General features: G+C 69.5%; 18 protein-coding genes, 2 tRNA genes and 1 other RNA gene. All 21 read right to left on the reverse strand.

Features of this window, described 5'->3' with window-relative positions; genetic code table 11:
* Positions 1-236: 236 nt before the first annotated feature.
* A complete protein-coding gene (locus VMJ70_07070; protein ID HTO90880.1) occupies positions 237-2,114 on the reverse strand; it encodes a tetratricopeptide repeat protein in 1,878 nt (625 codons plus the stop codon).
* A gap of 118 nt (positions 2,115-2,232) precedes the next feature.
* On the reverse strand, positions 2,233-4,233 hold the full coding sequence (locus tag VMJ70_07075; GenBank protein HTO90881.1) for a tetratricopeptide repeat protein: 2,001 nt from the start codon (positions 4,231-4,233) through the stop codon (positions 2,233-2,235).
* Positions 4,232-4,637, reverse strand: an RNA gene (gene rnpB, locus VMJ70_07080) — RNase P RNA component class A. Before rnpB ends, VMJ70_07075 begins: the two co-directional genes overlap by 2 nt.
* 467 nt (positions 4,638-5,104) lie before the next feature.
* The gene (locus tag VMJ70_07085; protein HTO90882.1) at positions 5,105-6,520 is read right to left on the reverse strand and encodes a patatin-like phospholipase family protein; all 1,416 of its coding nucleotides are present in this window, start codon (positions 6,518-6,520) and stop codon (positions 5,105-5,107) included.
* A 7-nt stretch (positions 6,521-6,527) separates the two neighbouring features.
* A complete protein-coding gene (locus tag VMJ70_07090; GenBank protein ID HTO90883.1) occupies positions 6,528-7,241 on the reverse strand; it encodes a C4-type zinc ribbon domain-containing protein in 714 nt (237 codons plus the stop codon).
* Between the two features lie 187 nt (positions 7,242-7,428).
* Positions 7,429-7,504 (reverse strand) — tRNA-Val (locus VMJ70_07095).
* 45 nt (positions 7,505-7,549) lie between these two features.
* Positions 7,550-7,623, reverse strand: a tRNA-Ile gene (locus VMJ70_07100).
* 47 nt (positions 7,624-7,670) lie between these two features.
* A complete protein-coding gene (locus tag VMJ70_07105; GenBank protein ID HTO90884.1) occupies positions 7,671-8,876 on the reverse strand; it encodes a glycosyltransferase family 39 protein in 1,206 nt (401 codons plus the stop codon).
* A gap of 74 nt (positions 8,877-8,950) precedes the next feature.
* Positions 8,951-10,753 carry an RNA polymerase sigma factor RpoD gene (gene rpoD / locus VMJ70_07110; protein HTO90885.1) on the reverse strand — a complete coding sequence of 601 codons (1,803 nt, stop codon included), beginning with the start codon at positions 10,751-10,753 and terminating at the stop codon, positions 8,951-8,953.
* A 57-nt stretch (positions 10,754-10,810) separates the two neighbouring features.
* On the reverse strand, positions 10,811-12,574 hold the full coding sequence (gene dnaG, locus VMJ70_07115) for a DNA primase (protein HTO90886.1): 1,764 nt from the start codon (positions 12,572-12,574) through the stop codon (positions 10,811-10,813).
* On the reverse strand, positions 12,571-14,946 hold the full coding sequence (locus tag VMJ70_07120) for a Smr/MutS family protein (GenBank protein HTO90887.1): 2,376 nt from the start codon (positions 14,944-14,946) through the stop codon (positions 12,571-12,573). Before VMJ70_07120 ends, dnaG begins: the two co-directional genes overlap by 4 nt.
* 29 nt (positions 14,947-14,975) lie before the next feature.
* Positions 14,976-15,521, reverse strand: a complete 546-nt coding sequence (locus VMJ70_07125; protein ID HTO90888.1) for a CvpA family protein — start codon at positions 15,519-15,521, stop codon at positions 14,976-14,978.
* 32 nt (positions 15,522-15,553) lie between these two features.
* Positions 15,554-15,748: a 30S ribosomal protein S21 gene (rpsU, locus tag VMJ70_07130; protein ID HTO90889.1), complete on the reverse strand. Its 195-nt coding sequence runs from the start codon at positions 15,746-15,748 to the stop codon at positions 15,554-15,556.
* A gap of 165 nt (positions 15,749-15,913) precedes the next feature.
* Entirely contained in the window at positions 15,914-16,666 is a 753-nt protein-coding gene (locus tag VMJ70_07135; GenBank protein ID HTO90890.1) for an RsmE family RNA methyltransferase, read from the reverse strand.
* On the reverse strand, positions 16,650-17,789 hold the full coding sequence (gene dnaJ, locus VMJ70_07140) for a molecular chaperone DnaJ (protein HTO90891.1): 1,140 nt from the start codon (positions 17,787-17,789) through the stop codon (positions 16,650-16,652). The genes VMJ70_07135 and dnaJ overlap by 17 nt, the downstream gene beginning before the upstream one ends.
* A 2-nt stretch (positions 17,790-17,791) precedes the next feature.
* Positions 17,792-18,409, reverse strand: a complete 618-nt coding sequence (locus VMJ70_07145) for a nucleotide exchange factor GrpE (GenBank protein ID HTO90892.1) — start codon at positions 18,407-18,409, stop codon at positions 17,792-17,794.
* A complete protein-coding gene (gene hrcA / locus VMJ70_07150) occupies positions 18,406-19,452 on the reverse strand; it encodes a heat-inducible transcriptional repressor HrcA (GenBank protein ID HTO90893.1) in 1,047 nt (348 codons plus the stop codon). The genes VMJ70_07145 and hrcA overlap by 4 nt, the downstream gene beginning before the upstream one ends.
* Positions 19,422-20,696 (reverse strand): radical SAM family heme chaperone HemW, encoded by a 1,275-nt coding sequence (gene hemW / locus VMJ70_07155; protein HTO90894.1) that lies wholly within the window; start codon positions 20,694-20,696, stop codon positions 19,422-19,424. Before hemW ends, hrcA begins: the two co-directional genes overlap by 31 nt.
* A gap of 2 nt (positions 20,697-20,698) precedes the next feature.
* Positions 20,699-21,379, reverse strand: a complete 681-nt coding sequence (lepB, locus tag VMJ70_07160) for a signal peptidase I (GenBank protein ID HTO90895.1) — start codon at positions 21,377-21,379, stop codon at positions 20,699-20,701.
* A 29-nt stretch (positions 21,380-21,408) separates the two neighbouring features.
* The gene (gene lepA, locus VMJ70_07165) at positions 21,409-23,217 is read right to left on the reverse strand and encodes a translation elongation factor 4 (GenBank protein ID HTO90896.1); all 1,809 of its coding nucleotides are present in this window, start codon (positions 23,215-23,217) and stop codon (positions 21,409-21,411) included.
* Positions 23,214-23,765 (reverse strand): DUF5683 domain-containing protein, encoded by a 552-nt coding sequence (locus tag VMJ70_07170; GenBank protein HTO90897.1) that lies wholly within the window; start codon positions 23,763-23,765, stop codon positions 23,214-23,216. Before VMJ70_07170 ends, lepA begins: the two co-directional genes overlap by 4 nt.
* Positions 23,766-23,773 lie beyond the last annotated feature (8 nt).

Here is a 23,773-nt window from a genome sequence, read left to right on the forward strand (position 1 = left end):
CTCGCGAAGGAGAAGCGTCAGGCAGATCCTCGAGCAGCGCCTCTTCCCCACGCGCATCGAGCTACCGGAGCGATGGGCGCAGTACTACTGGAGAACCATTCGGACGCGAGCCTTCACCCACAACCAGCGCCACACCCTGAAGTACGCGGCGTGAGTCGATCTCCCTCGGGCCCCCATCCCCGGCATCAGCAGGCGCAACTGCAATTTCCGGAGCAGGACCTACGCGAGCCGCCGGTTCATCGCGGATTTCCCACCATCCGTCGCAGCCCCGCCGCTCGCCCATCCACCGCCTCCGGCAAACGCATCGCGCTCTCGAGCGCGCGCGCCGCGCCCGCGCGGTCGCCCATCTCGAGTCGCGCCGCTCCAAGCTGCAGCCAGGCCTCATAGAAACCGGGGCGTTTCTCGACTGCGCGCTCGAATGCCGGGATCGACTCCGAGATGGCGTGCGTGTCGACGCACGCCATGCCGAGCGCGTAGGCGAGGTCGGCATCGTCTGGGAATTGTGACAGCCCGCGTTCGAGAACCGGCCGTGCTTCCGCGGCGTGACCGGTCGCGAGCAGATACTGGCCCCAGAGGGATTCCACCTCGGGATTGCCGGGCATTCGCGCCCGCAACGTGTCGAGCGCCCCGCGTGCCTCCTCGAACCGGCCGAGCGCGGCGAGCGCCGCGGCGCGCGTGAGCCGCGACTCGAGCTGAATCGAGCCACCGGCGATCGCGCGATTCGAGAAATCGAGCGCCGCCGCCGGGTTGCCGGCGCGCAATGCCAGCAGTCCGCGCACCGCGAGCACGTCGGCGCGCTCGGGATCGAGGCGCGACGCGGTCGCCGCGGCGCGCGCCGCCTCTTCCCCACGGCCCCTGGAATCGAGCTCGCGCGCGAGCTGCAGGTAGCCGGTGACATTCCCGGGATGCAGCAGGGTCATGCTGCGAAACAGCGTCTCGTCGTCACGCCAGTCGGGCTGGCGTTGGAGCGTGAACCCGATTCCCGCCAGCAGGGCAAGGGTCGCCACCACGGCGGCGACCCGCCGGCCGGACAGCGGCAGCGCGCAGGCGTGTACGGCGAGCGCCCAGCAGACGCCGGCGCTTGGAAAGTAGAAGAAGCGCTCGGCGAACAGCAGGGTGCCGCGCAGGGCGTTGACCGCCAGCACCGGCGACAGGGTGGCGAGCGCCAGCGACCAGGGCAGTGCGGCCGGCGACCGCCGCGCGACCAGCACGCACAGCCCGATCGCCGCGAGCAGGAGCAGCGCGACACCGCCAGCGATCGCGAGCCCGCCGGGCGGATGGGTCAGATCCAGCATCGCGGCCGGCGAGTGCGGGTACCAGGGCTGCAGGAAGGCGAGGTAGGCGGGCGTCAACAGCCAGAAGCCTCCGGCGGCGCGGGCGCGCGTGGCGGCGACCAACGCCGCTGGCAGCGCTTCGCCGGGGGCGAATCGAAGATGCAAGAGGCCGTAGACGGCGGTGACCGCAGCCGCCGGCAGCCATTCGCGAACCCAGCCGCGGATCGAGAGCCCCGCGGGCGCGCCGGCGACCCACGCCGACACCGCCATCACCGCGAACAACGGCGCCGCCGTCTCTTTGCTGAGCAACGCCGCGCCGAGGGCGAGAAGCATTGCGGCCTCGTCGGTCCAGCTCCGGGTCCGGCGCCAGCGGGACTGGAGCAGCAGCGCCGCGAGCCCGAACGCCGCCGCGAACACGTCGGTGCGGCCCGAAATCCACACCACCGACTCGAGATGCGCAGGCAGGGTCGCGAAGATCAGCCCGGTCAGGGCCGCGGCCGCCCGCGGCAGTCCACCGGCCAGCGCCAGCGCCGCGAGCAGCGCACTCGCGCCGGCGTCCGCCAGCAGATTCACCAGCCTCATCGCCGGCGCGCCGAATCCCAGTCGGTGTTCGATGGCGTAGCTCGCCACCACCACCGGGCGCCAGAAGCCCGAGGCGTGCTGGCCCGCGCCGGCCCAGAAGTCGGCAGTGAGGAGTCTCGCCACTCCCGCGCTCGAACCGAGCAGCCCGTTGTGCTCGATCAGGTAGTGATCGTCCCAGACGAACGCATAGGGCAGCGAGCCGAGATGAACCAGAACCGCGGCGAGGAAGGACAACGCCGCCGGATGGGTGACGAACACGGCCAACGCCGAGGAACGCGGTGCAGAGGTGGCACTCGCTCCGCGCGCCTTCCCCCCGCGCTTCGCCGGCTCGCGAGGGCGCCGGGGATTCAGGCGATCGGGTCCGGGCGTGGCGCGCTCACTTGTCGATGGGCCCCGGCTCGCCGAGCCCGGCCATCTTCTGCCACATCTGTTGAATGCGCGTGGTGTCGGCGCCGGGCAGGCTGGTGGCGTTGGCGAGCGCCTGGTCGCGGGCGGTGAAGTCGCCCTGCAGATGGCAAACGGAGGCGAGCCGCAGCCAGGCCTCGATGTTGCCCGGTTCGAGTCCGGTGGCGCGCTGCAACTCGCGGCGCGCGTCCTCGTAGTTCTTGACCCGCGCGTACGCGTCGCCGAGCAGAATGGCGAGCGTCGCGTCGTCGGGGCTCCAGCCCACCGCGTATTGGAGCGGCTTGATGGCGCGCGCCGGCTTCTTCTCGGCCAGCATCTGCTTGCCGTAGGCGGCCGCGACATCGGGGTCGCTCTTGTGGGTCGCCATCAGCGTGTCGAGCAGCGCGTGGGCCGCCTCGAGGCTGTCCATCGCCTGAAGGGCGTTGACCTCCATCAGCGCGGGATCCGCCTCGGTGGCTCCCCGGGCTCGCGCCAGTCTTCCCCACGCCACCACCTGCGGCCACTGACCGGTGCGCGAGGCGATCGCCGCGTGGTAGGTGGCGATTTCGTAGCGCGTGGAATCGAGCTCCGTCGCACGGCTCAGCGCTTCCAGCGCGAGGTTGTCACGACGGTGGCCGATGCTCACGAGCGCGAGTCCCAGATAGCCGCTGGCGTTGTCGGGCTGAGTCCGGATCATGGCGCGGTACATGGTCTCGTCGGTCCACCAGCCCGACATGGCCACGCCGGTCTGGAAGAGCGAGACGGCCAGAATCGCGGCGTAGATCGCGGCGGGTGTCCAGCGCGGCAGCGAGCTCGGACTCATGCCGCGGCGCCACAACCGGACCCCGGCGACACACACCAGCCAGGTCGCCCCGGCCGAGCCCATATAGAGATGCCGGCCGCCATAGAGCAGCACGCCGCGCGTGAGGGTGAGGCCACCGATCAGGGCCAGCGGCAGCCACAACAGCAGCATGGCCGCCGAGAGACGGCTCTTCTTTCCCCACTCCCGGATCACGAACACGATGGCGACAAGGTGCAGGAGCACGCCGAGGATCACGCGCGGATCGAGCGGCGAGCGCGCCGGCGCGATCAGCCAGTCCGGTCCCTGCGGATGTCCGGGCAGCAGCAGCGCGAGATACGAGGGCAGCGTGGCGACCGAGGTCCACACCCGTTCCATCGGCGTCGAGTGGCGCCAGGCGGCCGCCGGCGTGAGGTCGGCGGGCGCGATGCCCTGATGGACATACGCCCAGACCGCCGTGATGACCAAGTAGGGCGCGGTCTCGACCGCGAATTGCGCCCAGCGCTTCGGCGAGTCGGCGAGGCGCGCCCACGCCAGCGCCGCGAACACCGCCAGCACCGGCGCTGCGCCTTCCTTGCTGAGCAGCCCGGCCAGGAACGCGAGCGCCGCGCCGCTGCGCCACGCCCAGCTCGTTCCGCGCGCGCCGCGCTCGTGCATCCACAGCGCCGCGAAGCAGAACATCGCGCACCACACGTCGGTTCGTCCCGAGATCCATGCCACCGACTCGACGTGCACCGGCATCACCGCGAACCACAACGACGCGAACCACGCCACCGCCGCCCCGGCGCCGATCTCGACCAGCAGCAGCGCGAACAGCGCGGTGGCGGCCGCGTGCGACAGCGCGTTGACGGCGTGGAACCAGCCCGGTTGCCATCCGCCGATCCGGCCGTCGATCCAGTAGGACAGCGTGATGACCGGGCGCCACAGCCCCGATTGGCCGCCCGGCGACGACCAGAAGTCGGTGAGGAGGAGCTGCAGCAGGTAGCGGGGATGCCTCAGGAACTGGTTCTCGGCGATCATCTGGTGATCGTCGCGAACCCATCCGTAGCGAATCGTCGGCAGAAAGAAGAGCAGCGCCAGCAGTCCGGCGCCCAGCGCCGGATGACTCCACCAACGGCGCGCAGGCCTGTGCTCGCGACGCGGCGCCGCCCCGCGCCGGCCACTGCGATCGGCCGGCGCCGGCCGTGACGTCATACCGAGTCTCCCGTAAGCCGAATTCTGTCGGTGTGAACCGTGATGATCATTTGTCTGGGGCGCCCGTTGCCGGAACGCCTCAATGCGACCGACCCTGGGGTGCGAACGCAGCGGGACACACTGCTCCCCCTCTATGCGGTCTTGCTCCGGGTGGGGTTTGCCAAGCCGGCCCCGTCACCGGGACCGCTGGTGCGCTCTTACCGCACCGTTTCACCCTTGCCCGCTGCGCGGCCGAAGCCGCGCCCGCTGGCGGTTTGCTTTCTGTTGCACTTTCCGTGGGCTCGCGCCCCCTGGGAATTACCCAGCACCCTGCCCTGTGGAGTTCGGACTTTCCTCGGACCAGGCCCTGGGCCGCCGCAAAACGGCAGCGTCGGTGCCTCGCCCGCGATCATCTGGGAGACTCGGAACCGAGAATACGATCCAGCGTTTCGTTGACCAGCTGATCGGCGCGGGTGTTCTCCTCGCGCCGAATCGCCGCGAAGCGGAGCCGTGCGATTTTCGTGGCCGCCGCTTTCGCGGCCGCGTGCAATGGCTTCAGCCCCTCGTTCTTGACCCGGTACTCGCCGGTCATCTGGCGAATGACCAGCTCGGAATCCATGCTCACCTCGAGCGACGGAACTCGATGGGCCGCCGCGGCCTCCAGGCCCGCGATCAACCCACGATACTCGGCGACGTTGTTCGTGACCTTGCCGAGATACTCGCCCCGCGCTTCGACTTCGCGCCCGTGATCGTCGAGCAGCACGAACCCGTACGCGCCCGGTCCCGGATTGCCACGGGAGCCTCCGTCACAGCGAAGCCTCCACGGACCGCCGGTGGGAGTGGGCATCGAATGACTCTACCGGTCGCGCGCGCGCGCGCACAAGCCGGGCGCTCAGGCCGGTTTCAGCCAGCCGGCCTGCTCGAGGGCGCGCCATGCGTCGGTCTCGCCGCGATGCATCAGCGTGCTGGCGTGATCGGGTGCGAAACCCAGGACGCCGCCCGGCAGGATGGTGGCGGGCTCGACCACGCAGATGCGGGCCGGGTCGCCGGTCGCGGGGTGCGGCTGGCGCGTCCACTCCGCCGGCAGCGCCAGCAGCTCGCCCTGCAGCTCGCGCCAGCTCGCCAGCTCGAGCAGTCTCCCGCCCAGCTCGAGCAGATTGGGTTCATGAGCGCCCGGGGACGGCCCGGCGCTCGGCGACAGCAGCACCACCAGCACCGCCTCGGCGTCGTCGGCGATCGCGACGTGGATCGGCTGGTTCGAGAACGGGCCGGCGTCCACGAACTCCCTCCCGTAAATCCGCACCGGCTCGTAGAGGATCGGGAGCGCCGACGAGGCGAGCGCCGCGCGCATCACGTCGGCGGCTCGCGCCAGCGGCATCACCTCGCCGAGTACCCGCGCAATGCGCGAGCGGAAGCGCTGGTTCGGCTCCGGCCAGTTCACGAAATGAACGATGCGGCCGCTGGCGAGATCGCAGGCGCTGACGATGAGATGCGTTTCACCGCCGAGCAGACGCTCGGGATCGCCTTCGCCCACCAGGCGCTCGATCAGGCGCCGGCGGGGCTCGGTCCCCCACAGGCCGCGCCCGCGGGTCTCGGGAAACATGCGCATCAGCCACTCGCGCGCCGCTTCATTGGACCGGCCGTGACGGCCGAACAGCCACAGCGCCCCGCCGACCAGCAGCGCGGTGGCGCTGAAGCGATGCGGCCAGGGAACGCCGAAGAACAGGGTGAGCACGTGGATCGCGATGCCGACCAGGAGCACGCGACCGAGCCAGCGATAGGCGCGCGCGCTTTCGATCTTCGAGCTGAGCGCCGCGACCCACTCGTCGGTGGGGCGCGCGAAGAACACCAGCGCAGCGCCGCCGGCCGCGACCAGCACCCAGGCCAGCACGTCGAGCAGGATGGCCTGCACGTCGGCGTGCACCGTGACACGACGATGGAACAGACGTAGCGCGCTCAGCTCTTGCGAGCTCGCCAGCGTCAGCGCCGCCTCGGTGACGCCGACCGCCGCCACCAGGCCGCCAAGCAGTCGCAGCAGCAGCGAAGTCCAGCGGAGCCCGATCTCGGAGCCCCGCAGGCTGCTCCAGACGCGCTCGAGCGAGCGGGCGCGAAAATCGTGAGCGAGCCAGGCGACTGCGTTGATCGCGCCCACCGAGACTCCGGCCAGGATCGCCGGCCGGACGCGAAGCTGCTCGAGTACCCGCAGCACACCGACTTCGTACGCGCCCAGCGCGCCGCCGCCCGACAGCACCACCGCCAGACGGCGACCGCGGAGCGCGGAGGAGAGCACGCGCGGCGTGGAGCTCAACGCCGGCTCACGCCCCCTCCGGCGGCCACACCAGCAGCCGCCCGCAGCCCTCGCAGATGATCAGGCGGTCGCGCCGGCGGGCCTCGGCGACCACCTGCGGCGGCTGGGCGCGATAGCATCCGCCGCAGGCGTTCTTGAGGATCGCCACCACCGCCAGCCCGTTCAGCGACTGGTGCGCGCGCTCGTAGCGGGAGCGCATCGCCGCCGGCAGCGGCGCCATCTGTTCGGCTCGCTGCGCCTGCAACGCGTCGACCTTCTGCTGCGCGGCGCGCTCCTCGGCTTCGATTTCGGCGCGGCGCGTGTTGAGCTCGGCCTCCGCCGATTTCAATGCTTTCTCCGCCACCGGCCGCTCGCGCCCCAGTCCGTCCTCGGTGTCCATCTGCAGCAGCACCTGGGTTTCGATCTCGGAGCGCCGCGTCTTGGCCGCCGAGATTTCCTGCAGCAGCGCCTGGTATTCATCGTTCTTCTTCACCATCGGCAGCTGCGAGGCGAACTTGCGCTCCTGTTCGCCGGCGGTTTCGGCGTCGCGCTCCAGCTCGCGACGTCGCTTCTGAGCCTCGGCGATCCGACCCTGCAGACCCTCGAGCTTCTTCTTCTCGTCGGCGGCGCGCGCCTCGAGCGCCCGCTTCTGCTCCGGATAACGCGCCAGCGCGGCGCGGGCCGCGACCAGCTGCTCGTCCAGACCCTTCAGGGCCCACAGTCGATCGATTTCGTCGCTCACGGCTGCTCCCCCCAAACGAAAGCGGGGATGTCCGAGAGGACATCCCCGCGAGCGGGCGGCGCGACGGTGCCGCGCCGGTGCGCGCCCGATCCCGGGCGAAGCACGGCGGCGCGTCGAAATCCTCGATTCATCGCGATCGACTCCTGCTTCGGGATTCGCGACGTCGCGCGAATCCCGCCGGTGACGATGGTGGGCGAAACAGGACTTGAACCTGTGACCCCCTGGTTGTGATCCAGGTGCTCTGCCAGCTGAGCTATTCGCCCGAATTCGGGTGTGGCGCAACCCTCGCGAGCGTGAGCGACGAACTCTGGGCCCACCTGGATTCGAACCAGGGTCTCGCCGGTTATGAGCCGGCCGCTCTGGACCGCTGAGCTATGGGCCCAGCGCGGGCACGCAGCATCGCTGCGCCTGACAAGGCGTGTGTTTCTATCAACCGTTCGAAAGGGTGTCAAATCGCACCTCGCGCGGCGGCCCCACGCAACCCGGAATGAGCGCGACCAACCCCGCCGCCGTGCAAACGAAGAGCACGGAGTAGAAGGGAACCGCATATCGAACCACGACCACGAACGGCAGGTGGACGGCCGTCCACACCAGCCCGAGCCAGCCGATCAGACGAGCCACTCCACGTCCGGGAGAACCGATTCGCAGACCGGCGGCCGCGAGAGCGACGGCAACCGCCTGGAACGCGGCGAGATCGACCGAGGCCCGCGAAGGCGGCTGGTCGAATCCCAAATTGAACCAGAGCTGGAAGAACTTCCGGAACAGGAGAAATGCGTAGCGACCGGGGTCGGCAGCAATGATCCGTACACCTTCTCGATAGAGCCAGCGGCTTCCCTGGACCTCCCCCATCGCCAGGACCGCGCGCCGCAGGCTGTCGGGGACCGGCGGGTCCGCAAGGCTGCTAATCAGCCGGCCGCCGATGGGCGCGGTTCCTCCCCAGAAGCCGATCCCCCCGTTGGTCACCCCGGGAACGAACGCATGGAACACCATTGCGTTGCGGAGGACCCAGGGAATCGTCACGACGGCGAACGCGAGAGCGAGAATGGCCAGGTCTCGAATCGTTCTCGCGCCCCCCCGTTCAGGCAGCGCGACCAGAGGCAGAAGCACGATCAAAGGAGCGAGTTGCGGCTTGTTGAGCGCGCACAGTGCGAGCGCGACGCCGCTGCCGGCGGCCGCCCTCCAACCCGCGGCCTCGAGGTGGACTTGCCACGCGAGAAGTGCGGCCAGCAGCGTCAGAGTCGTGAACGATTCGGTGAGCAAAGCGCCCGAGTACTGAATGAACGGCGGATAAATTGCGTAGATCGCCGCTGCCGTTACGCCGACTTGCGGCCTTCGAAACCAAAGCCTCCCGAGCTGATAGACCAACCAGCATCCCAGGACGTCGAGCAAGGCCTGCGCCACCAGTGGTCGGGTGAGCGTCCGGCCGAAGATGCGGTAGAACAGCGCGACCTCGAGCACATATGAAGGGCCGCGCATCGCAGTGAGCGTCCCTTCCTCGTTGGACTCTCCCAGCCGGTACCCGTGCCCGCTGACGAGATTGTAGGCAATCGAATCGTACGTGGTTTCGTCGCCGACCAGCGCGCGCGGTGTGGTCGACAGCACGAAGGCGAGGCGAAGCGAGGCCGCGAGCAGCATCGCGACCGCCAGCCATCGCCCGGGTCGCCGCTGGAGCTCCGAACCGATTCCGCTCAGGGCTCCTGCGATTCCGGTCACAGGAGCTCGGTGTAGGCCTTGAGCCGGCGCGAACGCGTCGGGTGGCGCAGCTTGCGCAGCGCCTTGGCTTCGATCTGCCGGATGCGTTCGCGGGTGACGTTGAAGAACGCGCCGACTTCCTCGAGGGTGCGCTGCGCGCCGTCCTCGGTGAGCCCGAAGCGCAGGCGCACGACCTTGGCTTCGCGCGGCGTGAGCGTGCGCAGTACCTCGTTGACTTCGTCGCGCAGCATGGCGCTGGCGGCCGAATGGGCCGGGCTCACCACGCTGGTGTCCTCGATGAAATCGCCGAGGTTCGAGTCGTCGTCCTCGCCGATCGGGCGATCGAGCGAGATCGGCTCCTGCGCCGCCTTGAGGATCGACTTCACCTTGTCGACCGGCAGCTCGAGCCGCTCGGCGATCTCCTCGGGCGTTGGCTCGCGGCCCAGCTCCTGCACCAGCCGGCGCGACACGCGCACCACGCGATTGATGTGCTCGATCATGTGCACCGGGACGCGGATGGTGCGCGCCTGATCGGCGATCGCGCGGGTGATGGCCTGCCGAATCCACCAGGTCGCGTAAGTCGAGAACTTGTAGCCCTTGGTGTAGTCGAACTTGTCGACCGCGCGCATCAGTCCCGAATTGCCTTCCTGGATCAGGTCGAGGAATTCCAGACCGCGATTGGTGTAGCGCTTGGCGATCGAGATCACCAGTCGCACGTTGGCCTCGATCATCTCTTTCTTGGCCTGCGCGGTGGCGCGCTCGCCGTCGCGGATCTGCCGGTGCAGCTCGAGCAGGTGCTCGACCGAGGTCTTCGATTCGACCTCGAGGTCGCGCTGCAGCTTGCGCACGTTCTTGAGTTCGAGCTGGAAATCGGCAATCTGATTGGGCTGGAGCCCCGAGTCACGCTTGACCGCGCGCAGCTCCTTGGGGCCGCGCTTCAGCCGGCGCGAGAACGCGCTCATGTCGTCGGCGCCGTGGCCGTACTTCTTTTCGAGCAGCGCCAGCTGGTCGTCGAGATCCAGCGCGCGCTGAGCCTGCTCTTTCACCGGCGCGGCCAGCCCCTCGACCATGCGCGGATTCATCGAGAGCTTGTGCATCTCCTGGGTCAGCTCGGCCTCGACCTTGGCGAAGTTGGCGTGATAGCTCGAGCGCCGATGATCGGTCATCCGTGCGTTCTGCTTCTCGAGCATGTCGTTGTAGCGCTTCTGGAGCACGAACACGCGCTCGAGGATGCGCACCGCGCGCTGGCGCTCCTTCTTGAGCGCCTGCTCGGTGGCGGCTTCGGCGTCCACCTTGATGAAATCCTCGATCTTGAGCAGCCCCTCCTTGAGCTTCTTCAGGAGTCCGCGGATCTCACGCACCGAGGGCTCGGCGCGGAACAGCGCCGAGACCACCTGGCGCTCGCCGGCCTCGATGCGCCGCGCGATCTCGACCTCACCCTCCCGCGTGAGCAAAGGCACGCGACCCATTTCGCGCAGGTACATCCGCACCGGGTCGTCGTAGCGCACCGGCTGCTGCGGGACCGCCTTCGCCGACAGCGTGCTCTTCTTGTCCTCGATCTTGCGGAGTTTCTTGAGTCGCTCGGCGGCGTCCTCCTCGCTGGCGAAGACCTCGATGTGCATGGTCCCGAGCATGGAGTGGATCTCCTCCATCTGATCCACCTGAACCTCGGGATCCAGCTCGTCGTCGAGCAGCGTCACCACCTGGTCCTCGGTGATGTATCCCTGCCGCAGGGCGAGGGACTTGATCTCTTCCAGCCGCTTGCGCTGCTCCACCTTGAGCTGCTGCTTCGCCACCTTGGTCTTTGCCGTCGCCGCCATTTCGTTCGCCCCCTGTGGAACCTCAGTCGGCCCCGCGCCGCGGAGCCCGCCCCGCTCTTAAAGTGACGCGCTCCAGTCCTTCAAGGACTGTGCGATGTTTCCAATGTCCTGCAGCAGACGCTCCGATTCCTGTGAATCCTGGGCGTGCCGTAGCCGCTGCTGGCGGTCCTTCAGCTCCCCGCGCAGACGGCGCTGAACCAGGATGCGCACGGCGCCCCGAGCCTCTTCCATCCAGTCGAGCGGCCGATCCTCGGCCAGCAGCTCGCGGGCCAGCCCGGCCGCCGGGCCCTCGCCGGGCATTCCCGCCCCTCCCTCCCAGAACCAACGCGCCAGAGCGGCGCAATCGGGATCGCCGAAGTCTTCAAGATGCACCTGATCGCGCGCCGGTGCGAGCGTGTCAGGAGAGTGCAAGAAAGCCGCGAGCAACTGCCGTTCGGCATGGACCTCGCCGTGCCGCCGGGCCTCCAGGGCGGCCCGTACCGGCTTGCGGGCGTCGTGACCACTCTTCCGGAGCTCGAGCGCGCGCGCCAGGAGTGCCGGCGGGAGTCCGAGCACCTGCTCGGCCCGCTCGAACAGCAATCCGCGGCGGATGGGATCGGCGATTCGCGCCGCCAACTCCACCACCGCCTGGAGCGCACGCTCGCGCGGGTCGCCGCTCGCGGCGTTGCGCCCCTCGGTCTGGCGCAAGACGTGGCGCTGCACGAACTCCACCGGATCCGCGGCGGCCGCGCGCCGCTCGGCCCACGCCGACGGCCCGCCCGCCCGCACCAGCGTGTCGGGATCCTCTCCGGTCGGGAGATCGACGATCGCCACCTCCAGTCCCTCCCCGAGCAGCACGCCGAGCGAGCGCATCATCGCCTCGCGCCCCGCGGCGTCGCCGTCGTAGGTCAGCACCACGCGCGGCACCACGCGTCGGAGCAAGGTCGCCTGCTCGGCGGTGAGCGCGGTTCCCGAGGTGGCGACGGTGTGCGGGAGCCCGGCCTGATGGAGAGCGATGGCGTCGAAGTACCCCTCGACCACGATCATCTCCTCCGTCGCTCCGGCCGCTCGCCGTGCCGCGTCCAGTCCGAACAGGAATGCGCCCTTGTGGTACACCGGCGTCTCGGGCGAGTTCAGATACTTGGGTTGATCCTCGTCGGCCAGCGCGCGCGCGCCGAAACCGACCACCGCGCCGCCCGGCGCGACCAGCGGCACCATCAAGCGATTCCGAAAGCGATCGTACAGCCCGCGGCCGCTCTCGCGGCGCGTCGCCAGACCGGCCTGGAGTAGATCCTCCTCGCCGACCTGCGCGCGCAGCCGTTGCAGCAGGGCATCCCAGCCGGCGGGCGCGAGCCCCAGCCGGAATTGCCGGCGCGTCTCGGCCCTGACCCCACGCCGCTCGAGGTAGGCGCGCACCGTCGCGCCATGCTGCGGATCACCGAGCCACTGCTCGTAGGCGCTCGCCGCCAGATCGAGCGCGTGCTGCAGCCGCGTGCGCAGCCCCCGCTCGCCGGGTGCGCCGCGCTCCGGAACCGGAATGCCTGCCCGCCGGCTCAGGATCTCGACCGCCTCGAGAAAGCCGACCTTCTCGGTCTCCTGGACGAACTTGAACACGTCACCGCCCGCCTTGCAGCTGAAGCAGTGGTAGAACTGGCGCTCGGCGTTGACCGAGAACGACGGGGTCTTCTCCTTGTGGAACGGGCACAGGCCCACCCAGTTCCGCCCGACGCGCTTCAGCGCGACCGTCGCGCGGATCACCTCGACGATGTCGGACGCGTCCCGCACCCGCTCCACCCAGTCGTCGGAGCTTCGCGCGCCCGGGAGTCTCGGCGAATCGCTCATCGAAGCCTCGCGATGGTGACGCCCCGTCCGCCTTCGCCCACGCCGCCGAGGCGCTGCGACACGACCTGGGGATGATCCTTGAGATGCCGCTCGACGGCGCCGCGCAGGACGCCGCGGCCCACGCCGTGAACCACCCGCAGCTCGGCGAGGCCGCTGATCACTGCCCGATCCAGCCCCTGATCGAGCGTTCGCATCGCGTCCTCCGAGTCGAGCCCGAGCAGATTCACCTCGAGGGGCAGGCCTTCTTCCGACGCCTCCCAGCTCGCCCGCGGACGGACGTTCGCGTCATGCGTGCCTCGGGGCGACCCCTCGCTGGAGATGGCGGCGAGCCGGTCGACGTGACTCTGGATGCTCCAGCCCCCGCGCTTCAACTGCACCCGACCTTCCGGGTCGGGGCCGCTCACCACCTCGGCCTCGACGCCGAGATCGGTGACGCGGACGCGCATCCCGGGCTTGAGCTCGGCGGGCGCCACGCTCTCGGGGCCCGCGGATTCGCCGGCCACGCTCCGGGCCTCGCGCTGCAGCGACTCGACCTCGCGTTCGACCGCCCCGAGTCGCGACTTGATCTCCTCGGCGCCGGCGCGCGATTTCTCGGCGCGGCGCGCGTCCCGCTGCACGGTCTGCCACAGTTCGCGCGCCTGCGCGAGGATCGCCTCGCTCTCGCGCGTGAGCTTCCGGCCCAGCTCCGAGAGCGTGCGGCGTGTCTCCTGCGTGGCCTCCTGATGTTCGCGGGCGGCGGTCTCGGCCGCGGCGCGGGCCTCGATCAGGCTGCGCGTCTCGGCCTCCCAGCGGCGTCGCGTCTCCTGCAGCTCGGCGATCAGGCGCTCGATCTGCTGCGACTCGGCCGGCGCCAGCGCGCGCGCGCGCGCCAGCACCTCGGCGGGCAGCCCGAGACGCCGCGCCACCGTGAGTGCGTGGCTCGCCCCCGGAACACCGGGCATGAAGCGAAAGCGGGAGCTCATGGTCGGCTCGTCGAACTCGAGCGAGCCGTTGACGACACCCACGACCTCGCCGGCGACGCGCTTGAGACTTCCGAGATGGGTGGTGAGCACTCCCCAGGCGCCGCGCGCGGCGAAGCGTTCGACCAGCGCGCGGCCGAGCGCCGCGCCCTCCTCGGGATCGGTGCCGGCACCCAGCTCGTCCACCAGCAGCAGCGTGCGCGGTCCCGCGCTCTCGGCCATCTCGACCAGCGTCCGAAGGTGCGCGGCGAAGGTCGAGAGTCCCTGATCCACCGACTGAGCGTCGCCGAGGTCCACGCGCACCGCGTCGAGCTCGGGAATCGACGAGCCCTCGCCGGCCGGCACCGGAAACGCGGCGTGCGAGAGCAGCGCCGCGAGCCCGACGGTCTTCAGGAGCACGGTCTTGCCGCCCATGTTCGGGCCCGAGACGAGCAGCAGCTTGCCGCCGGCTTCCAGAGTGAGATCGAGCGGCACCACCTCGCTCTCGGCACGCGTCGCCAGCAACAGGGGATGGCGCGCCGCCAGGAGCCGCAGCCGGTCGCCCCCCGGGGCGAGCGCGATCGCCTGCCGGTCGCGAGCCCAGCGCGCGCGGGCGCGCAGCGTGTCGAACTCGAGCAGCGCGCTCTCGAGCGAGCGGATTTCCGCTTCACGCTCGCGCACATCGTTCGCCAGCTGGAGCAGGATGCGGTGCTCCTCTTCGAGCCGCGCGGCGCGCAGCTCGATCAATCGATTGTTGGCGTCGCAGGCCTCGAACGGCTCGACGAACAGTGATTGACCGCTGCCCGAAACGTCGTGAACCAGCGCTCGCCGGCGCGGGAAGCCGGCGGCCGGCACCAGCACCACGAATCGCTCGGCGTGGCGCGTGACGTAGCTGGTTTCGCCGAACTCCTGTCCCCAGCGCGCGAGCCGGCGCTCGAGATCTCGCTCGCCGCGGTCGATCTCTCCGCGCAGCCGCTTGAGCTCCGGCGACGCGGCGTCGGTGAGCGTGCCGTCCGGCTCCAGCGATTGCTCGAGCCGGCGTTCGAGCACGTCCAGGTCCGGGAGTCGTCCGGCGATCAGGCTCAGAGCCGGCCAGCGGCGGCGGGGCTCCTCCTCGCTCCAGATCGCGCGTGTCCTTCGCCCGGCCGAGAGCCACTCGCGCACCTCGACCAGGCCCGGACCGTCGAGCGGCGTCTCCGACTCGGAGTCGAGCCGCGCCGCAAGGTCCCCGGCGGCAACGTGGCACCACTCGCCAGGCTCCGGCTGTCGCGTCATGGCTTCCGCCAGCGCGGACACCTCGCGCACGCGCGTCTCGGGTTCGAGCAGAGGGCGCCAACCCGCGAGCCGGGCTCGAGCGCGCACACTGTCCGCGCGCTGAGCGATCTCCGCGCGGACTCGATCGAACTCGAGCAGATTCAGGGAACGATCGTCCACGTCACCTCGACCGCGAATGTTGACAGAACCTACGACGCCGTGCGCGGGTTCCGCTCGCGCCGTTCGGCGCTCTGAAGCAGATGATGGAGTTGGGAGCCACCCGGAATGTAGCGATCACCGTGATCCAAGAGGCTCTCTGCGCCGGAGAGCAGCGGCGCCGTGACGCGCGCCTTTCTCACTTCTTCGGACATCCCGCGCGGCCACGGTGTCAGCAGCAATCCAATTAGCGCCGCGCACGAGAGACAAGCCCCCAGCCCGGCTCCGAAAACGAGACCGCCCAGCCGGTCGAGCCAGCCGAGGTCGGTGGTCTTGATCCCTTCGCGCAGTCGGCCTCCCAACCAGGTGAAGAGCGAGGCCACGGCGCAACCGGCGAGAATCGCCACCACCCAGCGCAGTACCCAGAAGACCGCAGCGGGTCGGGCACCGTGCCAATGTGCCGCGACCCACTGGGAAACCACCCACGCCGACCCGAACCCGCCGAACACCCCGGCCAGCGTCATCACCTGCCGAATCGTTCCCTGGCGGGCGCCCTGGATCGCGAACACCAGTGCGACGATCGCGAAGGTCCAATCCAACCAGGAAAGGGAACGCCCGAAGTCCAGAGTCGCTAGTTCTCCTGCTGGCGGCGCGCCAGATTCTTGCGCTTCGCAGCGTTCATCTTCCGCTTCCGCCGCTCACTGGGCTTCTCGAAATGCTGATGCCGTCTCAAATCCGAAAGCACTCCCGCCTTCTCGCACTTCTTCTTGAAACGGCGCAGCGCGCTCTCGAATGATTCGCCTTCTTTTACCCGGATGCCGGGCAAAAACCTCCCCCCTCTCTACCTTGGAACGTTGGGCATGGAACGGGACTCGGCCTCACGCACCAGGGGGAAGCGCGAAGCCAGAATTCGCCGATGGCAATCTAGGGTTGACCCGCATCGGCGTCAAGATCGCAAGCCCGTCATCTTGCCGGACCTCGACGAGCCGAGTCAAGGAGTTGTCGATTCTCGCGAGATTTCGGGTTCAGGGGAGCTTCCGGCGGCCCACAGAGCTGCCCAGGCCACGGCCGCGGTCTCGGTCCTCAGCCTTCCGGGGGCCAGCCTCACCGGCCGAAAACCGGCCTCGCGCAGGGACTCGCGCTCCCCGGCCGCGAATCCCGCCGAGGGCCCCACCGCGCCCCATCCGGGGATCCCCTCACCGAGACCGCGCGCAGGGCCACCCTCCGGGTCGGCGAGCCACCGCCGGGTTCCTGCCGGCAGGCGCTCGAGCCAGTCCCCCACCGAAAGCGGCGACCGGATCTCCAGCAGCCAGGGCTGGCGGGACTGCCGGAGCGCCGCGATCGACAGGCGCTGCCAGCGCTCGATGCGCGAAGCGAAGCGCTCCCACCGGTCGCGACCTCCGTCGAGGGGCTGGACGATGCGCACTCCCAGTTCGGCGAGCTTTTCGAACATCCAGTCGGCGCGCTGGCCCTCGGGTGCCCCGCAGGCCACGCCGGACGCGCCGGGGTCCTGGGCCACCCCTCGCGCCTCGACGCGGGCTCGGACCTCGCCCCGGACCGACAGCAGCGTCAGCCGCGCCAGCGTCCCGCGCCCATCCGTGGCGCTCAAGGCCTGGCCGGCGCCCGCGCGGCAGACGCGGGTGACGTAGTGGGCGTCTTCCGAATCGAGCGCGCACTCCTCGCCCACCGGCGGTAGCTCCGGGAGGTAGAGATACGCCGGAGTCGCGTCAGCCGGTGAAGGCATCCTTCATGCGCTCGAACAGCGACTTCCCGGGGCGCGGCGGCCGGAACCCCTCCTGGCGCTGGAGCTCCTCGAGCACCTTCTTCTCGGCGCCCTGAACGCGGGGCGGCACCCAGATCACCACGCGCGCGACCAGATCGCCGCGCCCGCCGCGGAGCCCCGGCAACCCGCGCCCGCGAAGCCGCAGCGCGCGGCCGCTGGGGGTGCCGGATGGAATCTCGAGTACGGCCGGCTTTCCATCGAGGGTGGGCAGCTCGGCTCGGCCACCCATCACCGCGGTGGGATACGTCACCGGCACGTCGAGCAGCAGATCGCTGCCGTCGCGATCGAAGGTCGGATGTGGCTTCTCTTCGATCAGCACGATCAGGTCGCCGGCCGGACCGCCTCGCGGCCCGATGTCGCCCATCCCGCGCAGCGGGATGAAGTTTCCGTTCGCCACCCCCGCCGGCACCTTGACCGCGATCGTGTCGGTCTCGCTGACGCGACCGTCGCCGCCGCAGGTCGGGCAACGCTCGCGAACGATGCGGCCCTCGCCCTCGCACTGCGGGCAGGTCGAAACGTTGACGAACTGTCCGAAGATGGACTGCTGCACCCGCCGCACCTGGCCGCGGCCCTGGCACTGCGGGCACACCGATTCGCCCTTGCCGCCCTTGCCGTCGCAGGTGCCGCAGGTGCGCAGATGCTTCACCTTGATGCGCTTTTCGACGCCGGTCGCGATCTCTTCGAGGCCGAGCTTCAGACGGACCTGGAGATCGTCGCCACGCTGCTGGCCCGGGCCGGGTCCGCCGAAGAAATCGCCGAAGTTGTCGCCGCCGAAATCGCGCATGAACGCGCGCAGCGCGTCGGCGAGATCGAAGCCGCTGAAGTCGAAGCCCTGAGGCCCGCCTCCCGGACCCGGCATGCCGGGCTCCTGGTGTCCGAACTGGTCGTAGCGCGTCCGCTTCTGCGCATCGCGCAGGACTTCATAGGCCTCGGTCGCCTCCTTGAACTTCTGCTCCGCCTGCTTGTCGCCGGGATTGCGATCGGGGTGAAACTGGAACGCGATCTTGCGATACGCCTTCTTGATGTCCTCCTCGGTCGCGCCGCGCTCGACGCCCAGTACTTCGTAATAGTCACGCCGCGCCACGATCAACCCTCGTCGGCGGCGCGCGCGACCACCACGCGCGCCGGCCGCAACGCACGCCCGTTGCGCGTGTAGCCGCCGGTCACCACCTGCAGCACCGTGCCGGGCGCGGTCCCGGCCGGCGCCGGCAGCTCGGCGAGCGCTTCGTGCAGCGCGGGATCAAAGGTCCTGCCCTGCGCCTCGATCGGCGCCACGCCGTGACGCGCGAGCAGCTCGCGGATCCGCTGGCTGACCAGCTCGACGCCGCGAGTCCAGGAATCGGGCGCGCCGGCCTCCTTCGCGATCTGGCGCGCGCGCGCCACGTCGTCGTCGAGGGCGGCCAGCTCGAGCAGCCAGGCATCCTCCAGCTCGCGGCGCTGCTCGTCGCGCTCGCGAGCGGCGCGACGGCGCACGTTCTGGATCTCGGCCTCGGCGCGCAGCCAGCGCTCGCGCATCTCGACCAGCGCCTGGCCCATCGGCGCGGGCGCCTGCGTGGCCTCGCTGCCCTCCGCCGCTCCGGATTCGACGGATTCCGCGCTCACCGCGTCCGGCGGCGTGCCTTCGTCGACCGCCCGGGCGTCGGCCTCGTTCGCGCCCGGAGCCGTGTCGCCCGGTCGCGGTGACCTCTCGCGATCGGCGTTCACGATCGGATCAGCTCGGCGACCCGGCTGCCGACCGCGTCCACCACCGCCACCGCCAGGCCGTAGTCCATGCGCAGGGGTCCGAGCACTCCCACGGCGCCGTGGACATCGCCCGGCAGCACGTAGCTCACCAGGCTGCAACCGGCCAGCGCGCGATCCTCGTCGAGACCGACGCGAATCGCGGCTACGCCTTCGCCGCTCGCCACCATCAGACGATCGAGCGGGACGCCGGATTCGAGCACCTCGAGCAGCTGCCGGAGCTGCTCGGTGTCGGCGAACTCGGGTTGTCCGGCAATGTGCGCGGCGCCCGAGCTGTAGAGCGGCGTCGAGACCGGATCGGCCCAGCAGGCCGCGGCCGCGCGCGCCACCATGCGTACGGCGCTGTGGCGCACCAGGTCGGGATCCTGATCCAGCCGGGCACGGACCTCGTGGAGCGCACGGCCGAGCAGGCGCTCGCGCAACACCGATTCGACACTGGCCACGTCGGCGTCCTCGAGCGGGCTCTCGAGCTCGAGCGACAGCGTCTTCAGCGCGAGCCCGCCGAGACGAAGCACGAGCAGCAGCCGGCGCTGGTCGAGCGGCGAGAGATCCAGCGCCTGCAGGGTCTCGTGATCGAGCGAAGCGGCCTGCGCCAGTCCGAGCTGGCGGGTGAGCTGGGACAGCAGGCGCGAGGCCTGGCTCAGCAGGTGCTCGACGTCGCGCGCGGCGGCGCGCAAGGTGCGATCGACCTCGGAGAGTTGGTCGGGTGGAAGCGGCGCCGGTGTCAGCAACGTCCGGACGAACAACCGGTAGCCGCGCGAGCTGGGCACGCGGCCCGCCGAGGCGTGCGCGCGTTCGATCAGGCCGAGCCCCTCCAGTTCGGCCAGCGCACCGCGAATGCTGGCCGGAGAAAGCGGGATGCCGGCGCGCGAGCCCAGCGCCTGCGAGCCCACCGGGCGGCCGGTCTCGGCATGCACGGTCAGCAACGAGGCGAACACCCGGCGCTGGCGGTCGCTCAGCGCCGGATCCTCCTGGTTCAGGCGGCCTGGGATCTCGGGTCGGGACATGGCGAGGGAATTATCGGACCCACGGGCCGGCTGTCAAACCGGACGGCGCGCGACTCGATCCAGGCGATGACGTCGTCGGCCACGAACCGGTGCTCGGGCCGGATGCGGAAACCCTCCTCCCGGCGCTCGAGTCGGCCCGCCCGCACCGCCGCGTCCAGCGCAGACCCGCGCGTCCGGAGCACGTCCGACCACGCTTCGGGGGGGTAGTCGGCGGCCACCATTCCGGTCCCGAGCCTCAACGCCAGCATCACGATTTCGCTCGCGCGCGACTCGGGGGTCTCGACCTCGCGCTCCGCCTCGGGATCGAGCCCGCGTTCGAGCGATTCGGCCCAGCGATCGGGCGACCAGTGGTTGGCGTAGCGCTCGCCCTCCAGCAGGCCGTGCGCCGAGGGACCGAGTCCCAGGTACGGCCGGCGCAACCAGTAGCCGAGATTGTGTCGGGATTCGGCGTCGGGTCGAGAGAAGTTCGAAGTCTCGTAGCAGCCCCATCCCGCCCGCTCCGCGCGCTCGCTGAGCAACGCGTAGGCGTCCGCCTCAAGTGCCGCGCCGAGCGGCTCGAGCTCGCCACGCAGTACCCGGTTTCCGAGCGGGGTGCCGGGCTCGACCAGGAAGGCGTAGGCCGAAAGGTGCTCGGGTTCGAGTTCGAGCGCGCGATCGAGGGTGCGCGACCAGCTCGAGAGCGTCTGACCGGGGAAGCCGAACATCAGATCCAGCGACAGGCGCTCGAAGCCCGCCCGGCGGGCTCGCGCGAATGCCAGCGCCGGCCGCTCCGAGTCGTGAAGCCGCCCGAGCGCCTTCAACTCGTGATCGTGAAAGCTCTGCACTCCGAAGGAGAGCCGGTTGACTCCGGCCCCGCGCCAGGCCGCCATCATCCGCTCGCCGGCGTTCTCGGGATTCACCTCGACCGTGAACTCGGCCCGGGGGTGGATCACGAACCGGGCGCGCAGCGCCGCGACGATCCGCTCGAAATGCCGCGCCGGTAGCGCCGAGGGCGTGCCGCCGCCGAAGAAGACGCTCCGAAATTCCAGCGACGCGACGGAAGGAGCGCGCCGCTCGATCTCACGCTCGAGCGCGTCGAGATAGCGGTCGACCGCCGCGGCGGACAATGCGCCGCTCGAGAAGTCGCAATAGCCGCAGCGGGCCGCGCAGAACGGCACGTGCACGTAGAGCCCCGGGCCGGACTCGGCGCGCGCCCGCGCGCCCGGCCCGACCCGAGGGAGGCCCGCCTCCGGCGCCGGAGGCAAATTCACCGAATCGGCTGGAAGATGCGATTCCATCGAGGCCAGTTCTTCTCTCCGTCCCACGACCAGTAGAGGAACATCGCGCGGCCCTTGACCAGGTCCATCTTGAGCGTTCCCCAGTAGCGGCTGTCGTTCGAGTTGTCGCGATTGTCGCCCATCATGAACAGCTCGCCGGGCGGCACGGTGAGCGGTCCGAAGTTGTCGCGGAAGTCGTAGCCTGCCGGACGGATCTGGGGATCGGTATGCTTGGTGTAGGGTTCGGGCAGCGCCACGCCGTCGACGCTCACCTGCTTGTCGCGGATCTGGATGGTCTTGCCGCCGGTCCCGATGCAGCGCTTGATGAAATCCTTGGTTGGATCGAGTGGAAACTGGAACACGATCACGTCCCCGCGCCGAGGCGCTCTCAGCCCGGGCAGCCGGATGTGGGTGAATGGGATCTTCGGTCCGTACTCGAACTTGTTCACGAACAGGAAGTCGCCCACCAGCAGAGTGTCGCGCATGGACTCGGACGGGATGCGGAATGCCTGAATGACGAACGCGCGCAGGAACAGCGTCAGCACCAGCGCCCAAAGCGCGGCCTCGACGTATTCCCGAACGACGGAGCGAGCCGGATGGGCGCCGGAGCCGCCGGAGCGGCCGGACGTCGAGCCGGAGCGGCCGGACGCGAAGTTGGACTTGACGGACATGAGTCTCCTCGTCGGATGCGACGCGGGGTTCAGCGATCGACCTTCAGCACCGCCAGGAACGCCTCCTGCGGCACTTCGACGGTTCCGATCTGCTTCATACGCTTCTTGCCTTCCTTCTGTTTCTCCAGCAGCTTGCGCTTGCGCGTGATGTCGCCACCGTAACACTTCGCGAGCACATTCTTGCGGATCGCCCCCAGAGTCTCGCGGGCGATCACCTTGCCGCCAATGGCCGCCTGGATCGCGACCGCGAACATCTGGCGCGGGATCAGTTCCTTCAGCTTTTCGCACAGCGTGCGACCGTAGTCGTAGGCCTTGTCACGATGGACGATCGCCGACAGCGCGTCCACCACCTCGCCGTTGAGCAGGATCTCGAGTTTGACGACGTCGCCTTCGCGGTAGCCGTCGATCTCGTAGTCGAGCGAGGCGTATCCTCGCGACACCGACTTCAGCCGATCGTAGAAGTCGAGCACGATCTCGGCGAGCGGCAGCCGGTAGGCGACGCGGACCCGCTCGGGCTCGGGATGTTCCAGGGTCACGAACATCCCACGGCGGTCCTGGCACAGCTTCATGACGTTGCCCAGATACTCGCTCGGCGTCAGCACGTGCGCCATGACGTAGGGCTCTTCGATCATCTCGATGTTCTGAGGCGGCGGCATCTGGCTGGGATTGTCGATCTTGATCAGCTCGCCGTCGGTCAGCAGCACCTGATATTCCACGCTCGGGGTGGTCGCGATCAGGTCGATCTGGAACTCGCGGCGCAGGCGTTCCTGCACGATCTCGAGATGCAACAGTCCGAGGAAGCCGGCGCGGAACCCGAAGCCGAGCGCCACGGAAGTCTCGGGCTCGTAGTCCAGCGCCGCGTCGTTGAGTCGCAGCTTGGCCAGCGCCTCCTTCAACGCCTCGTACTGCTCGGCGTCGATCGGATAGAGGCCCGAGAACACCATCGACTGGGTTTCGCGGAAACCGGGAAGCGGGTGGACGGGTTCGCTCCCCGCCGGCCCGACCGTGTCGCCGACGCGCGCGTCGGAGACGCTCTTCACCCCGGCGACGATGTAGCCCACCTGCCCGGCATGGAGCTCGGGCAGCGGCTCGAGCTTCAGCCGGAGTCGCCCGACCTCGGTGACCTCGTGCTCCTTGCTGGTGGAGAGAAAGCGGATGTGATCGCCGGCCTTCACGCGTCCGTCCACCACCCGCACCAGGCACACGACGCCGCGGTACTGGTCGAATTTCGAATCGAAGATCAGCGCCCGCAACCGGCCGTCGGGATTGCCGGACGGGGGCGGCACGTCGGCGATCACGCGTTCCAGCAATTCGGGCACGCCCAGCCCGGTCTTGGCGCTGATCTTCGAGACGCGCTCGGCCGGGACTCCCGAGAGGTGTTCGATCTCGAGCGCGACGTCGTCGGGTCGCGCCGCGGGCAGATCGACCTTGTTGATGGCGCCGACGATCGCCAGGTGCTGGTCGCGGGCCAGGAAGTAATTGGAGAGCGTCTGCGCCTCGACGCCCTGCGAAGCGTCCACCACCAGGATCGCGCCCTCGCAGGCGGCGAGACTGCGCGACACTTCGTAGGTGAAATCCACGTGGCCGGGGGTGTCGATGAGGTTCAGCTCGTAGTCTCGCCCATCGGCGGCGGTGTACTCCATCGCGATCGCGTGCGACTTGATGGTGATGCCCTTCTCGCGCTCGAGATCCATGTCGTCCAGCACCTGAGCCTTCATCTGCTGCGGCGTCAGCGTGTGGGTGATCTCGAGCAGCCGGTCGGCCAGCGTGCTCTTACCGTGATCGATGTGGGCGATGATGCAGAAATTGCGGATCCGCGCCTGGGGCGAGTCGGTCAAAACTTCTTCTCCACCGAGATGCGCGCCCCCGCGGTATGTCCGCGCAGCGCGCGATCGTGCTCGAATTCGAACTTGAAGTTCACGAAATGGGCGTCGACGTAGGCGTCGGCCATGGAGTAGATCACCACGCCGCCCAACCACCACTGATGCGCGACGAAGGTGTTGAGCCGAGCATTATACTGGTCCACCAGCATGTTCTCCGTGTCGAAGTCGCCGGCCGCCTGCGCGGCGTCGATCTGCTCGTTCAGGTCCTTCAGCGCGCGATCGTCCTGAACCAGGCTGGCGATCAAATACCACTCGGCGCCGGCGATGACGACCGCCTTGAACCAGGCGTGATTGTGGGCCTGTCCCCAGCCGGGGAACACCAGTGAGCGCGCCATGACGAAGCGCGGCTGGTCGAACAGCCCGAGCTTGCGATTTCCAGTGGTGTCCGCTTTCTGGGGAATGGTGACGATGCTGTCGCCCCTCGGCACCACCAGCACCGAATCGCTGGGACCGAGATTCTGGGCATGCGCCGAGGCCGGGACGCCCGCTCCGGCGATCGTCACCAGGATGG

The sequence above is a fragment of the Candidatus Sulfotelmatobacter sp. genome, assembly GCA_035498555.1.
Taxonomy (GTDB): Bacteria; Eisenbacteria; RBG-16-71-46; order RBG-16-71-46; family RBG-16-71-46; genus DATKAB01.